Here is a 13546-nt window from a genome sequence, read left to right on the forward strand (position 1 = left end):
CGGGGACCCCACCGCGGTCAGCGGTCGCCCCGGGTGGAGAACGAGCTGATCGACCCGCTCGGGGCGCCGTGCGACCGGCACGGCGCCCACCGGCAGCGCCACCGCCGTTCGCCGGCGCGCCAACAGGTGAACCGGCCGCACAGCCCGCACTTGACGAAGGAGTCGACCTTGCAGCGAGGGCACCCCGGGAAGTCGTCGGCCGTCAGCAGCAGCCCCGAGATGTCCGCGGCGCCGTACTTCTCGCCGCTCGCGCGCTTCTCGTCCAGGGCGAACGCCCACGTCACGTACCACGCGTCCGGGCGCTGCTCGACCCGCAGGCCGTACAGCGCCGAGTCCCGACCGCACCGCGCGAGCACCACATCCGCTCTCATCGGGCCAGTCTAGTCGATGAGAGCGGACGAATGCGTTGTGTGCCAACGACAATTGCGGTTCGTGTGGGTGGAGGACCACTTCGGCGAGACGCTGTGCCAAGGCTGCGCGGGAGGTCCGCCGTGCTGGAGCTGCGAGGCCGTCACCGGTGGCACGGGTGCGCGGGCCCGCACCGTGCTGGCCGACGGGCGGGTGCGCTGCGCGCGGTGTTCGCGGTCGGCGGTGGACCGGCAGTCCGACGTCGGCGGCGTGGTCGCGCTCGTCCGGCCGCTGCTGCACTCCTACGGGATCTCGTTGCCGAACCGGGTGAGGGTGTCGCTCGCCGGGCCGGCCGGGTTGACGCTCGGCGGCCAGGCGGTGCACGGGCTCACCCGGGTCGTGCAGTTCGGCCGGTCGGCGCGCGTGGTGTCGCTGGAGGTGGTGTCCGGGCTGCCTGCGACGGGGTTCGGCCGGGTGCTCGCGCACGAGATGGCGCACGCGTGGCTGGCCCGGTGCCCCGGTACCCGGTCGGCGGCCGTGGAGGAGGGGACGTGCGAACTCGTGGGCAGCTGGTGGTTGGCGCACCGGGGCGGCCCGCTCGCCGAGCACCTGCTGCGCGGCATGGCGGAGAGTCCGGATCCCTTGTACGGCAAGGGTTATCGCGACGTGGCGCGGCGGGCGCGCGGGTTGGCGCCCGCGCAGGTGGTGCGCCGGGTCGAGGCGACCGGGGCGGTGTGATCGCCTGGGTGTCCACTGTGGATGGTCAGGTGCGCGGCACCCGGATCAGGTCGCCGGGCTTGATCGCGTTCGGATCGGTGACGGTGCCCGGGTTGGCCGCGACGAGCCGGTGGAAGAGGTTGCCGGCGCCGTAGTAGCGGGTGGACAGGGCCCAGAGGGTGTCGCCCGGCGCGACGACGTGCTCCAGGTAGGCGCGGTAGCCGGGCAGGACGCGCGGGCCCAGCACGACCTGGACGACCTGCTTGTCCAGCTCCGCGCCGTCCTCGGGCGAGGTGTGGAAGACCTCCACGGTCACCCGGTCGAGGGTGAACGCCGCGCCCGAGACGTTCGCGGTGACCTGGAACTGGCCGTGCCCGCCCGCGCCGTCGCCCGCGGTGAAGAACCCGGTGACCTCGTCGTGCCCGTCGTGGACCCGGAACCCGAAGGCGGCCTCGAACGCGCCGCCGGCCGTTCCGCCGATCAGGATCCGGTTTCCCACCAGGTCGTTCGTCCTCGGTTGCTGCACGTGGATGGACATCGGGGCACCCTCCCGCGGTCGGTGCGCGGACCGTAGTCCGGGCGGGCGGCGCGGGCCACCACCGGTCACCCGGCGGACGGGCGCCCGACCGGGTGCCGCGCCGTGCCTGGCGGAGCGGGCGAGGTGGGCGCAGGATCGGGGGCGTGAAGAAGAAGTGGAGCGAACTCGGTCCGGTCGAACGGGCCGCGGTGCTGGCGCTGGGCTCGGTCCAGGTGGCACTGGCCGCCGCGGCGTGGGCGGACCTGGCGACCCGACCGGCGGCACGGGTCAACGGCCCGAAGAAGCTCTGGGCCCTCCTCATCGGCGTGAACTTCGTCGGCCCGCTCTCGTACTTCCGCTGGGGCCGCCGCCCGGCCCAGGCCGAACACCGAGAGCGCTGACCGGGCACCGCACAGCTTGGGGCGGACCGCGCCGGGCACCTTCGGCGGTGGGCGGCGTAGTACCCGCCGGGTGTCGCGCGGCCTGGAGCAGGCGAAGCGACTCCTCCGATGGCGGGCGGGTGGTGGCGGTCGGGTGTCGCCCGGCTTGGAGCGGCCCGAGGACCCCCGGCAGTGGGCGGCGCGGCGTCGGCCAGGCTTCGCACCGCCTGGGGCACGGCGCGCGGCACCTCGACGGCCGCGTGGTGTCGGTCTAGGCCAAGCCGCCGAGTACCTCCGACAGCGGGCGGCGCGGTGTGGGTGGGAGGGGGTCGGCGTTGAAGGCGGCCCAGCCGACGCGCAGCACCATCCGAGGGTGCAGGGTGCCGTCGAGCACGGCGTCCCGCACGTGTGCGCGGGTGTCGGGGATCTCCAGCGGTTGGCTCAGCGGGGACGTGGCGAGACCGGCGGCGGTGGCTTCCAGGAGCACGGCGCTCATCGCCTCGCCCGCCCGCAGCGCGGACCGACGGTCGTCCGACGACGTGCCGAGCACCAGCAGGGACGCGCCGTCGTCCTCCCACTCGCCGGACGGCCCGTCGACCAGCTCCCCGCCGGGGAACTCGCGGAGCCGCAGGTCGCCGTGTCGCGGCACGCCGGGCGGCGCGTTGCCTGCGGGCACCCCGTCGGGCGTGGCGTGCCGGGCGGACCACGCCCGCAACTCCCACCGGTACGCGGGGTTCGCATCCTGGCGCACGGCCGCGATCTCGACGGCCGCGGTCAGCTCGTGGCGGGCACGGGGTGTGACGATCTCTCGGACCACCACCCCTTCCCGGGCGGCCCGGTCCTCCAGTCGGCGGAGCACCGCGGCGGGCACGCGCCACGAGGAGTAGCGGCGTCGGTCGGTGCGGCGGTGGGGCACCGCGGCCGCGAGTGCCACGTCCGCGTCGGTCGGACGGCGCCGGGTGGTGGACTCGACCGCCGCCAGGTGGTCGGGTTCGGCGGGGTTCGGCAGCCGGTGCACCACCGCGTGCCGGCCCAGCGCGGCGAGCGCGACGCGGAGGTGGTGCAGCGCCGCGCCGCACCCCAGCAGCAGGTCGGACCCGGTCGGATCGGTGACCGGCAACCGCCGCGTCGGGTCCGCGTGGAGGTGCACGCCGCGGTCGCCGATCGTCCACCGCCACGGTTGGGTGTTGTGCACCGAGGGCGCTCGGCAGGCGAAGGCGATCGCCGCCCTGATCGTCTCGTCGTCCGGCCGACCGCGGTCCACCCGGCTCACCTCCGCGCTTCGTGGTCCCCGCACCGACCGTGGCACCGCCGAACCACGCCCGCGCAGAGCCGGAAGTCCCGTCCGATCGAGGACCGGGAGTGGACCAACGACTCTGGCCCGCCTCACCTCGCAGGACGACCGTGGTCCGCGGAGGAGACCCCGCGACACCCGGGAGGAACCCGTGCCCGAACCCGACACCGAGGCCGTGCCGGTGGTCGACGGCGGCGGCCGGCGCATCGGCGTGGTGTCCCGCCACGACCTGCTGACGCTGTTCGTGCGCCCGGACGAGCTGCTCGCGCCCGTCGAGCCCGCCGACACCGACCGCTGACGGCCGTCGGGTGTGGACGGCGGGTGGCGGGGTAACCGACGGGCGGGAGGTCGTCATGCCACGTGGGTTCAGCGCCAAGCGGGAACGGCAGTACGAGCACATCAAGGAGTCCGCGGAGAAGCGCGGCGAGTCCACCGCGCAGGCCGAGGAGATCGCGGCCCGCACGGTGAACAAGAACCGGGCGCGGGCAGGGGAGTCCAAGACCGCGAGCCGCTCGTCCCTGGAGGACATCTCCTCGCAACGACGCGGCGGGCTGCGGTCGGGCAAGCGGCAGGGGCCGCAGGGACCCACCCGCGACCAGCTCTACAACGAGGCCAGGCAGCGCGGCGTCAAGGGCCGGTCGAAGATGACCAAGAAGCAGTTGGCCGCCGCGCTCGGCCGCTGACCCCGCCCGCCGGTCGTGGCCCACGACCGGCGGACCGCGTCACCGACCGTCGGCCACCCCGGTGCCGATCCGGCCCTCGCCGCCGCGTTCGGGTTCGCCGCCGTCGTCGTCCGGGCGGTAGTCCGAGTCCGACGACGTGTCGTCCGACGAGGTGTCGGAGGACGTGTCGGAGGAGTCCGAGGTGTCGTCGGACCCGGAGGACGAGTCCGACTCGCTCGACCCGTCGTCCGCCAGCAGGCCGCGGGACGTGGCGTCCAGTCGCTCCAGCAGGTCCCTCTGGGTCTGCCGCTCGACGTGGTTGGCCTCGCACAGCTCGCGGACGGACGCGGCGGCCTGCCGGAGCGGGTGGTCGGTGAGGATTTCCCACGCCGTCACGAAGGTTCCGGTGCGCCCGTGCCCGAAACCGCAGTACACGAGGCTCGCGCCACCGTCGCGGCTGTTCGCGGCCAAGGCCGTGGACGCCCGGATCACCTGGTCCCGGGTGGGCGCGGTGTAGTCGGTGACGGGGAAGTGCCGGTAGTCGATCCCGGCGTCCCGCAACGCCGCGACGTCGGCGTCCTCCAGCGCGATCGAGTTGGCGGACAGCACGAGACTGATCGCGTGCGCGCGCAGGAAGAGGATCTGGGCGTCGGTGAACGCGTGCGGGGTGTCGCGGTCCAGCCGCGGCTCGTAGCCCGGCTGCTGGCACCGGTACAGCACGCCGGGCTCCACGGCGTCCCACTCCGCGAGCGGCGTCGGTTCGGCGGGCGCGGTCACGGGTAGAGCACCTTCGCCGCGGACACCGTCGACTCGATCGCGTCCGTGTGCGCCTCGATCCCGAGCAGGAAGTCCTTGGTTTCGGCCCACACCCGGCGGAACGTGGCGGTGATCGAGATCTCGACGGTCAGGTGCTGCTCGCCGGTCAGCCGCGGCAGGTAGAACACCGCCTGGGAGGCGATCGGCACGTTCGACACGCAACCGCGGTCGACCGCGTGCACCAGGTCGATGTGCCCGATGCCGATCGTGGTGATGTCGTTGTGGATCAGGGACTGCCAGTCGTCGTAGCGGCCGTGGCTGTGCGCGGTGAGGTTGTAGTAGTGCGCGGCCTCGGTGTCGCTCGACTGGTTGTCGACCTCGAACGCCTGGAGTTCCTTGGAGTACGAGTTGCCCCAGGAGATGCCCTCGTGGACGCCCGCGGTGACGGACCCGGTCGGCTCCTCGCCGAAGAAGCCGATGCTCGCGGCCTGGTCCGCGCCGATCGAGTAGTCCACGTGGCTCGCCACGGTGCCCCGCTCGTGGGTGGTCTGGGGCGAGTTCTGGCTCAGCTCGAGCTGTTCGCCGTCCTGGGTGGTCGCCTTGACCAGCACGGCGATCCGCTCCACGAAGTAGCCCTGGTCCTGGTTGTTGTTCCAGGCCATGTCGGAGGGGGTCGCGTCACCCTCGACGTGGGTGACCGCGGAGACGGTCGACTCGCTCAGGTCGACGTAGACGGCCGCCTGCTCGACATCCGCGTTGATCTTCGCGGCGTAGATGTCGGCGCGCAGGATCAGTTGCCCCGTCTGGCCGTCGGCGAGCGGGCACGGCTGGTCCTGGGTGACGACGAACTTGAAGTTTCCGTCCTGTGCCATCTGGGGTTCCTCGGAGTCCGGTGGGCGGCGGCGAGCACGTGATGACTCCCGTCCGCGACGTGCGGACGATCTTCATCAGTCACACTTCGCCGCACCGGCCCGCTTCGTTACCACCGTCCGACGGCGACCGTCCGGAGCGGACTCCACTCCGGACGGCCGCCGGGCGTCAGGCCGGCACCCAGAACACCGGCACCAGCGACGGCTCCCAGCCGGGCTGGGCGGTGTGCGACTGGAGGCACCGGTAGCGGTTGCCCTGGTAGGTCACGTAGTCACCCACCTTGTACGCGGTCCCGGCGCTCCACGTGCCGACGACCCGCGTCGTGGTCGTCGGAGCGGTCGGACCCGAGGGCGAGGTGGACGCGGTGGTCGTCGTGGTCGTCTGGTCGAAGGCCTCGGCCTGCGCCGAGGTCCACGGGATCTGCGGCGAGTGGTACCAGTCGATGCCCAGTGCGGTCCAGCGGGCGCCCTGGGCGGCCAGTCGGACCTTGAAGCTCTCCCAGTCGTGCGTGGACCACGGCGACCAGCCCAGTTCGGCGATGGCCGGCAGGCGCGGGAACGCCATGAAGTCGATGTGCGCCGGTGTCACGATGGTCTCGGTCCACAACGGCGCCTCGACGCCGCGCACGGACGACTCCGGCACACCGGTGAGGTACGCACCCGGGTTCCAGTCGTACGCGGTCCGCACCTCGACGTACCCCGCCCACTTCAGGCCGAGCGGGGTGGACGCGTCGTACTTCATGTCCAGGTAGGCCTTGTTGGCGGGCGAGAGCAGCACCTTGTTGCCGCGCGCGGCGGCGGCCTGCACGACCGCGTTGGTCGTCGTGGTGCCCCAGTACTGCGGCACGGCCGAGGTGTCGGTGGTCGTCTTGACGAACTCGTGCCAGCCGACGACCTTCTTGCCGTACTTGCCGACCAGCGGCAGCACCTTGTCCAGGAAGGTCTGGTAGTCCGCGTCCGTGGTCGCCTTGGCCTCGTCGCCGCCGATGTGCAGGTACTCGCCCGGCGTGATGGCGGCCAGTTGGCGGATGACGTCCTCGACGAACCTGTAGGTGACGTCCTTGGACACGCACAGCGAGCTGTAGCCGACCTCGATGTCGGTGCGCAGCGGCGGCGCGACGCCGTCGCAGTTCAGCTCGGCGTAGGAGGACAGCGCGGCGTTGGTGTGCCCCGGCAGGTCGACCTCGGGGATCACGGTGATCTTGCGCTCGGCCGCGTACTTCACGATTTCCCGGTACTGGGCCTTGGTGTAGAAGCCGCCGGGCCCACCACCCACCTGGGTGCTCGCGCCGTGCGCGGTGAGGTTGGGCCAGCCGTCGATCTGGAGCCGCCAGCCCTGGTCGTCGGTCAGGTGCAGGTGCAGGTAGTTGATCTTGTACAGGGCGAGCTGGTCGACGTACCGCTTGACGGTGGCGACCGGGTGGAAGTGCCGTGCCACGTCGAGCATCGCGCCGCGGTGCGCGAAGCGCGGGTAGTCGGTGATCCGCACGCCGGGCACGGTCCAGGTGACGTGCTGCCGGTCGCGCTTCTCGATCTCCGGCGGCAGCAACTGGCGCAGCGTCTGGACGCCGGCGAACAGGCCGGTCGTGGTGTTGGCGCGGATCGTCACGGCGGACCGGGTCACGGCGAGCTGGTAACCCTGGTCGCCGACCGAGCGGGGCGCGCCGCCGAGCAGCAGCGCGATGCCCCGGTCGGGGGTGGCGAAGGTGTTGCGGACGGGCAGCGGGTAGCCGGTGGAGGGGCGGAGGACCCCACCGAGGTACTCGCCGACCGCGTGCGCGGCCGGCGAGGTGTAGATCCTGGTCGACGCGGACAGCACGTGTCTGCCGCGCGCGTCGGGTTGGAGTGAGACGGGTGCGGGGACGAGGCGTTGCAGCGACGCGGCGGCGGACGCGGTGTCGGAGCCGGAGCTCCACACGACGGTGGCCCCGCCGACCACCAGCAGGGCGGCGAGCACGCGCGCCACCCGATGTCGGACATTCACCGTTGGTTCCTCCTCGGGACGGGAAGGCGGCCAAGCCCGTCACACGTTCGCGGAACCGGACAACTCACGTCAATGGGTCTGGACCATTCGGTGGCCGGGCCGTCGGCGACGCCCGTTCACGGTCGCGGATCCGAGGTCGGCGGCCGTCCCGGCAGGCCCGGATGTCCCGTGGTGGCAAGGAGTTCGGGCTTCCCGTCGGTGGCGGTGCACCCGGCCGGGCGCAGGTGGTCGGGTGCGGGCGCAGCAGGGCGCGTGCGGCGGCACGGCGGCGGGCACGCCGGTCGGGTGGCGGTACCCGGGCGTGCCCGCCTCCGCTCGGGTCAGCGGTGGGTGTCCTGGGTCAGCCAGTCCGCCAGCCGGGTTTCGCCGGTCACCGCGTCGGGCCCGGGCAGGAGCGTCCTGTCGTCCAGCACGGTGCCGAAGTAGCGGGCCGTCGGGTCGGTGACCACGGTCCGCGCGTCACCCCGGGCCGCCAGCGCGGTCCGGATCCAGCCGTCCAGGCCCAGCACCTCGGGACCGCCGATCTCGACCACGTCCGCGCGCGGCGCGCCGACCGAGGTGCGGGCCACCAGCGCGGACACCTCGGCCGCGGCCACCGGCCGCACCGCGCCGTCGGACAGCGTCACCACGCCGTCCACCGTCGCCGAGTTCGCGATGCCGGCCGCGAACTCGAAGAACTGCGTGGCGCGCACCAGCGTCCACGGCAGCCCGGACTTCCGGATCAACCGCTCCTGCGCCACCTTCGCGCGCAGGTAGCCCGAGTCCGGCGCGCGGTCCGCGCCCACCACCGACAGCGCGACGTAGTGGCCGACACCGGCGGCCTTCGCGGCCTCGACCAGGGTGCCGGTCGAGGTCCGGAAGAACGCGAGCACGTCCTCGTCGGCGAACGACGGCGAGTTCGACACGTCGACCACCGCGTCCGCGCCCCGCACCGCCTCGGCGACACCCTCGCCGGTGATCGTGTCGACCCCGGTCGACGGCGCCGCGACCACCGCCTCGTGCCCGTGCTCGCCGAGCCGGGCGACCACACCCGATCCGATCAGGCCGGTTCCGCCGATCACGACGACCTTCATCACGTGGCTCCTTCCACCGGCGTCCCGGCCGTTCCGGGACGCCCTTCACCCACCAGGACAAGACGGCGCGCGGATTTGTGACAGCGCTACGATCCGACCGGACCGCACGGTGGCGAGAGGACGTCCGATGCCGGAGCCCGACGCGGCGTTCGCGCAGGCGCGACCCCGGTTGTTCGGCATCGCCTACCGGATGCTGGGCAGCGCGGCCGACGCCGAGGACCTGGTCCAGGACGTGTGGCTGCGCTGGCGGGCCGCCGACCGGGCGTCGGTGCGCGACCCGCTCGCCTACCTCGCCACCGCCACCACCCGGCTCGCGATCAACGAGAGCCGGACCGCGCGGGCCCGGCACGAGGTCTACGCCGGTGCGTGGCTGCCCGAACCGGTCGACACCTCCGCCGACCCGCAACTGGGAGCCGAACGCGACGCCGCGTTGGAGGTGGCCGTGCTGGTGCTGCTGGAGAAGCTCACCCCGACCCAGCGCGCGGCGTACGTGCTGCGGGAGGCGTTCGACTACTCCTACGCCGAGATCGCCGAGATCGTCCACGCCACCGAGGCCTCGGCGCGGCAACTGGTCAGCCGGGCGCGCCGACAACTCGCCGACGGCCGCCGCGCCCCGGTGGCGGCACCCGAACAACGCCGCCTCCTGACCGCGTTCGTGGCCGCCGCCCGCGAGGGCGACCTGACCGCGCTGGAGGACCTGTTCGCCGCCGACGTGGTCAGCCACTCCGACGGCGGCGGCGTGGTCCGCGCCTCGCGGATCCCGGTGCGCGGCGCGACCACGGTGGCGAAGTACGTGCGCGCCTTCGCCGGCCACTTCTGGACCGACGTGGAGATCGGGTGGTCGTCGGTCAACGGCGCCGAGGCCGCCCTGCTGCGCCGGGACGGCACCACGTTCGCGGTCCTGACCGTGGCCGCGTCCGCCGACGGCATCGACGGGATCTTCTGGATGATGAACCCGGAGAAGCTCGCCGCCGTCGGCTGACGCCCGGGTGCTAGCGGGGCGGTGCGTCCGCCGCGTAGTCGGGCAGGGGGAGTGGGCGGTCGGCGAGGAAGTTCCGGATCAGGGTCAGGTACAGCTCGGGTTGGGGTGTGGCGATGGAGTGGCCCGCGCCGCGCACGTACACCAGGGTCGAGGCGGGCAGCGTCGCGCGGTAGTCGCGGGTGATCGGCCACCTCACGAAGTCGCACTCGCCGCGCATGACGAGGGTCGGCACGGTGACCCGGCGCAGCGCCGGGCGGGGGTCGGGGATGCGGGCGAAGTCGGTGTTGGTGAGCTGGTTGACGTAGAAGCCCTGCATGTTGCCGTGCGCGGGGCGGGTGGTTGGCCGGGGCAGCCGGTGGCGTCCTTGCCGGTGAGCACCAGGTCGTGCATCCAGGTGTCGGCCTCGGCGTCGGGCACCAGGGCGTGCGCGGCCCGGGGGTTCTGGTCCAGGAGGAGGAACATCGCCAGGGCGCGCGGGGTCAGGTCGGGTTCGGTGGTCCACGGCGAGCCCTCGTCGGCGTCGGAGACCACGTCGCCGCGCCAGATCGGGCCGGGCGAGGTGATGACCGCCTTCGCCACGTGGTCCGGGTGGGCCGCGAGGTACTGCGCGGTCAGCGATCCGCCCCACGACTGTCCGATGAGGACGAACCGGTCCGCGCCGATGGTGGTGCGGATCGCGTCCAGGTCGGCGACCTGGCGGGCGACCGTGTACCCGGTGACGTCGGCGAGCCGGGTGGACCGGCCCGCGCCGACCTGGTCGTAGGTGTACACGTCGTAGCCGTCGGCGGCGAGCGCGCGCCCGGCGGCCGGGATGCCCTCGCCGGGCGTGCCCGGACCGCCGTGCAGGAACACGATCGGGGTGGGACGCGCGGTGCCGGCGGCGGGCAGGTGCTGGTAGGCGATGCGGGAACCCGTCGGCAGGTCCCAGAACCGGACCCCGGGCGGTGGTGGCGAGCCCGGCACGACCGGGCCGGGCGCGAAGACGGTGGTGGCGGCGAGGACGCCGGTCAGCACCGCGGCGGTGGCCGCGAAGTAGACGGCGGCACGAAGACCGAGGCCGCCGAACACGCGGAAACCCGCCCAGGACAACAAGAACGCGGTACCGGCGAGCACCGCCAGCGCGGTGCCGGCGACGAGCGGGACGGTCGCGGTGAGCGCCGCGGTCAGCAGGAACGCGAACGCGCCCGCGGCGAGCGAGCCGAGCAGGGCGAGGAGGAGCAGCGTCGACCCGGCGACGCGGCGGAGGATGATCCGAGGCACGGTCCGGACGCTAGGGTCGGCGACCCGCCGGGCGGATCGTGCCGGAGGACCGTTCCCGACCCCCGCCGACCGGCGGGGGAGTCTACGACCGGGGTCGGACGAGCCCGCTCTCGTAGGCCGCGACGGCCGCCTGGACCCGGTTGCGCACCTTCAGCTTGCCCAGGATCGCGGCGACGTGGTCCTTCACCGTGGCCGGCCGCAACCCCGTCTCGGCCGCGATCTCCGCGTTGGACAACCCGGCCGCGAGGTGCGTCAGCACGGTCGTCTCGCGTGGCGTGAGCCCGGTCGGACCGGGGCCGGTGGGCGAGGGCCGGCAGTGCTCGAGGAGCAGCCGGGTCACCCCGGGGTCGACCACCGCCCCGCCCCGCGCGACGACCCGCACCGCGTCCACGATCCGCGCGGGCGGCGAGTCCTTGAGCAGGAAACCCGCCGCGCCCGCCCGCAGCGCGCCGAACACGTAGTCGTCGTGGCCGAACGTGGTCAGGATCAGCACGCCGCACCCCGGCGCCTCGGCGCGGATCCGCGCGGTGGCGGCGATGCCGTCGGTGCCGCGCATCCGGATGTCCACGACGCACACGTCGGGCCGCAGCTCGACCGCGCGCCGCACCGCGCCCTCGCCGTCCGCGTCCTGCCCTACCACGACCAGGTCCGGCTCGGCGGACAGCACGGCCGCGATGCCGGCGCGCACGATCGCCTCGTCGTCGGCGACGGTCACGGTGACGGGACCGGATCGGGTAGCCACACCCGTATCGTGCCATCCCTCTCCGCCGTGACCCGCCCGCCGACCGCGTCCACCACGCCCCGCACCCGCCGGTCCGGCCGGGCGCCCGCCACCACGAGCTCCACCCCGCCCGCCAGGTAGCCGACCGTCACCGCGGACCCGGGCCCGACGAGCCGTCCCGCGACCCGGTGCGCGAGCACGTCCACCACCGGCGACACCGCCCGCACCACGCCGACCCGGCGGTACCCGGCCCGCCGCCGCTCGGCGAGCACCGCGACACCGCCCACCGTCGGCGGCCCTTCGTCCACATCGGACGGTTCGACCGCGAGCAACCGCCGCAGCGCCACCACCGCGGCCCGCGCCCGCACCAGCACGACCCCCAGCCGCTCCTCCTCGGCCGCGACCGCGACCGCCCGCGCGTGCTCCCGCGCGTGCCGCCGCACGCCGACCGAGATCCGCCGCCGCTCGTCCGACGCGGCCTCCCGGGCCCGCCGGTCGAGCTCCGCCTGTGCCCGCACCACCGCCGCGCCCCGCCGTCGCCGTCCCCGACCCGCACCCCGGCCCGCGAACCACGCCCCGAACGCCGGCACCGCGACCGCCCCCGCCAGCACGACGGCCGCCGCGACCCGACCGCCGGTGATCCCGGCACCGCTCGCCAGCACCACCCCGCCCGTGCCGGCGACCGCGACCGCCGCGAGCCACGACCGCGCGAAGCCGGCCGACGCCGCCGTGTGCACCAGCACCAGGTCGACCCAGCACAGCACCAGGAAGCCGTCGCTCGCCGGTGTCGGCGTCCACGACAGCAGGTCGAACCCCAGCCACAGCCAGAACGCGCCCAGTGCCGTCGCCGCCGCGCGGCGGGGCGCGCGGTGCCGGAACCCGACCGCCAGCGCGTGCGGCACGTACACGGCCAGCAGGACCGCGGTCGGCGCCACCCCGGGGAGTGGGTCGTCGGCGACCAGCTGGAAGCCGATCGACGTGGCGGTCGCGAGCAGCACCGCGACCCAGTCCAGCGGCCTGCGCCGGTCCGGGCTCGCGGCCGAGGTCACCGGTACCCGGGCGCACACCGTCCACCCGGTCCCGACGCGGCCCGCGGTGAACCCGCCGCCGCACCCGACCACCGCCTCCCGCAACCCCGCCAACCCCCGGCCCGACCCGACGTCGGGCGCGGCGGCCCGGCCGCCCGAGTCGGCGACGGTCACCACCACCTCGGTCCCGTCGCCCTCGACCAGCACCCGCACCGCCGCGCCGGAGGCGTACCGGAGCGCGTTCGTCAGCGATTCCAGCACCACCCGGTACACCACGAGCACCACCTCGGGCGGTGCGTCCGGCACTTCCCGGCGGTACTCGACTCCGGGCAACCCCGCCGCGATCGCGTCGACCTCGGGCAGGGTGGGCGGCCGGTCGGTGTCCGCGAGCCGGTCCAGGTCGGCGACCACGCGCCGGCTCTCGACGGCGGCGTGCCGGATCGCCTCGGCGCGCAACGCCGGGTCGGCCAGCCTGGCCGCCGCGCCCGCCGCCACCACGATCGAGGTCAACCGGTGCGCGGCAACGTCGTGCAGCACCGCCGCCATCCGCCTGCGCTCCGCGGCGGCCGCCGCGTCGGGCACGGTCGCCGCCGCGGCGCGGTGCGCCAGGGTCGCGGACCGGACCGCCCACCACCGTCGGCACCACCGGCCCAGCGCCCACGTCGTGGTCACCGCGCCGGCCGCGACCAGACCTCCGCCGAGCGCGATCCGCGCGGGCACGCCGGCGAGCACGGCGACCCCGACGCCGCCGCACAGCACGGCGGCCAGCGTCACCACCGCGACCCGCACCGTGCCCCACGCGGCCAGGGCCAGGACGCCGAGCGCACCGCCGACGACGCTCCACACCACCACGGGGTCGCACGCTACGGGGAGCCCGGGACCGGGCATTGTCCGACCCGGCGCGCGCGGGCGTCAACCATTCGGGCGGCTGTCACCCGAATCGCGGGGAATACGG

Annotated in this window: 16 protein-coding genes; 5 read left to right on the forward strand and 11 right to left on the reverse strand. The window is 74.3% G+C overall.

The window, feature by feature from the left end; translation table 11 throughout:
- Positions 1–17 precede the first annotated feature (17 nt).
- On the reverse strand, positions 18–371 hold the full coding sequence (locus tag AB0G50_RS10985) for a hypothetical protein (protein ID WP_360105227.1): 354 nt from the start codon (positions 369–371) through the stop codon (positions 18–20).
- Positions 372–432: 61 nt separating this feature from the next.
- On the opposite strand from AB0G50_RS10985, the gene AB0G50_RS10990 reads away from it, so the two are divergent.
- Positions 433–1086 (forward strand): protein DA1, encoded by a 654-nt coding sequence (locus AB0G50_RS10990; protein WP_360105230.1) that lies wholly within the window; start codon positions 433–435, stop codon positions 1084–1086.
- Between the two features lie 25 nt (positions 1087–1111).
- Here AB0G50_RS10990 and AB0G50_RS10995 read toward each other — a convergent pair whose 3' ends face one another.
- Positions 1112–1603, reverse strand: coding sequence for a Gmad2 immunoglobulin-like domain-containing protein (locus AB0G50_RS10995; protein WP_360105233.1), 492 nt, complete (start codon positions 1601–1603; stop codon positions 1112–1114).
- A gap of 143 nt (positions 1604–1746) precedes the next feature.
- Between AB0G50_RS10995 and AB0G50_RS11000 the strand changes: the two genes are divergently transcribed.
- Positions 1747–1983: a PLDc N-terminal domain-containing protein gene (locus tag AB0G50_RS11000; RefSeq protein ID WP_360105236.1), complete on the forward strand. Its 237-nt coding sequence runs from the start codon at positions 1747–1749 to the stop codon at positions 1981–1983.
- A 250-nt stretch (positions 1984–2233) separates the two neighbouring features.
- Here the strand turns inward: AB0G50_RS11000 and AB0G50_RS11005 are convergent, their stop codons facing one another.
- Positions 2234–3226, reverse strand: coding sequence for an NAD(P)H nitroreductase (locus AB0G50_RS11005; protein WP_360105239.1), 993 nt, complete (start codon positions 3224–3226; stop codon positions 2234–2236).
- Between the two features lie 181 nt (positions 3227–3407).
- Here AB0G50_RS11005 and AB0G50_RS11010 point away from each other — a divergent pair, with 181 nt between their 5' ends.
- A complete protein-coding gene (locus tag AB0G50_RS11010) occupies positions 3408–3554 on the forward strand; it encodes a hypothetical protein (RefSeq protein WP_360105242.1) in 147 nt (48 codons plus the stop codon).
- A gap of 55 nt (positions 3555–3609) precedes the next feature.
- Positions 3610–3939 (forward strand): plasmid stabilization protein, encoded by a 330-nt coding sequence (locus AB0G50_RS11015; protein WP_360105245.1) that lies wholly within the window; start codon positions 3610–3612, stop codon positions 3937–3939.
- Positions 3940–3978: 39 nt separating this feature from the next.
- Here AB0G50_RS11015 and AB0G50_RS11020 read toward each other — a convergent pair whose 3' ends face one another.
- The 4 genes from AB0G50_RS11020 to AB0G50_RS11035 form a co-directional block, all read right to left on the reverse strand.
- Positions 3979–4695 carry a hypothetical protein gene (locus AB0G50_RS11020; RefSeq protein ID WP_360105247.1) on the reverse strand — a complete coding sequence of 239 codons (717 nt, stop codon included), beginning with the start codon at positions 4693–4695 and terminating at the stop codon, positions 3979–3981.
- Positions 4692–5546: a hypothetical protein gene (locus AB0G50_RS11025; protein ID WP_360105250.1), complete on the reverse strand. Its 855-nt coding sequence runs from the start codon at positions 5544–5546 to the stop codon at positions 4692–4694. The genes AB0G50_RS11020 and AB0G50_RS11025 overlap by 4 nt, the downstream gene beginning before the upstream one ends.
- Positions 5547–5712: 166 nt before the next feature.
- Entirely contained in the window at positions 5713–7461 is a 1749-nt protein-coding gene (locus tag AB0G50_RS11030; protein WP_360105335.1) for a family 20 glycosylhydrolase, read from the reverse strand.
- A gap of 386 nt (positions 7462–7847) precedes the next feature.
- The gene (locus AB0G50_RS11035) at positions 7848–8600 is read right to left on the reverse strand and encodes an NAD(P)H-binding protein (RefSeq protein ID WP_360105253.1); all 753 of its coding nucleotides are present in this window, start codon (positions 8598–8600) and stop codon (positions 7848–7850) included.
- A gap of 127 nt (positions 8601–8727) precedes the next feature.
- Between AB0G50_RS11035 and AB0G50_RS11040 the strand changes: the two genes are divergently transcribed.
- Positions 8728–9582, forward strand: coding sequence for an RNA polymerase sigma-70 factor (locus tag AB0G50_RS11040; RefSeq protein WP_360105256.1), 855 nt, complete (start codon positions 8728–8730; stop codon positions 9580–9582).
- Positions 9583–9592: 10 nt separating this feature from the next.
- Here AB0G50_RS11040 and AB0G50_RS11045 read toward each other — a convergent pair whose 3' ends face one another.
- The 4 genes from AB0G50_RS11045 to AB0G50_RS11060 all read right to left on the reverse strand — a co-directional run bounded on the left by AB0G50_RS11045 (position 9593) and on the right by AB0G50_RS11060 (position 13443).
- Complete coding sequence (locus AB0G50_RS11045) at positions 9593–9778, reverse strand: hypothetical protein (protein WP_360105259.1); 186 nt, start codon at positions 9776–9778, stop codon at positions 9593–9595.
- Complete coding sequence (locus AB0G50_RS11050) at positions 9775–10842, reverse strand: alpha/beta fold hydrolase (RefSeq protein ID WP_360105262.1); 1068 nt, start codon at positions 10840–10842, stop codon at positions 9775–9777. Before AB0G50_RS11050 ends, AB0G50_RS11045 begins: the two co-directional genes overlap by 4 nt.
- An 82-nt stretch (positions 10843–10924) precedes the next feature.
- Positions 10925–11584, reverse strand: a complete 660-nt coding sequence (locus tag AB0G50_RS11055; RefSeq protein ID WP_360105265.1) for a response regulator transcription factor — start codon at positions 11582–11584, stop codon at positions 10925–10927.
- Positions 11554–13443: a histidine kinase gene (locus AB0G50_RS11060; protein WP_360105268.1), complete on the reverse strand. Its 1890-nt coding sequence runs from the start codon at positions 13441–13443 to the stop codon at positions 11554–11556. Before AB0G50_RS11060 ends, AB0G50_RS11055 begins: the two co-directional genes overlap by 31 nt.
- Positions 13444–13546: the final 103 nt, after the last annotated feature.

Source organism: Actinosynnema sp. NPDC020468 (assembly GCF_040642015.1).
Lineage (GTDB): Bacteria > Actinomycetota > Actinomycetes > Mycobacteriales > Pseudonocardiaceae > Actinosynnema.

Bases quoted from the DNA above. Each gene is read 5' to 3' on its own strand.
- AB0G50_RS10985 (WP_360105227.1), bottom strand. From the start codon at position 371: ATGAGAGCGGATGTGGTGCTCGCGCGGTGCGGTCGGGACTCGGCGCTG.
- AB0G50_RS10995 (WP_360105233.1), bottom strand. From the start codon at position 1,603: ATGTCCATCCACGTGCAGCAACCGAGGACGAACGACCTGGTGGGAAAC.
- AB0G50_RS11015 (WP_360105245.1), top strand. From the start codon at position 3,610: ATGCCACGTGGGTTCAGCGCCAAGCGGGAACGGCAGTACGAGCACATC.
- AB0G50_RS11025 (WP_360105250.1), bottom strand. From the start codon at position 5,546: ATGGCACAGGACGGAAACTTCAAGTTCGTCGTCACCCAGGACCAGCCG.
- AB0G50_RS11035 (WP_360105253.1), bottom strand. From the start codon at position 8,600: ATGAAGGTCGTCGTGATCGGCGGAACCGGCCTGATCGGATCGGGTGTG.
- AB0G50_RS11040 (WP_360105256.1), top strand. From the start codon at position 8,728: ATGCCGGAGCCCGACGCGGCGTTCGCGCAGGCGCGACCCCGGTTGTTC.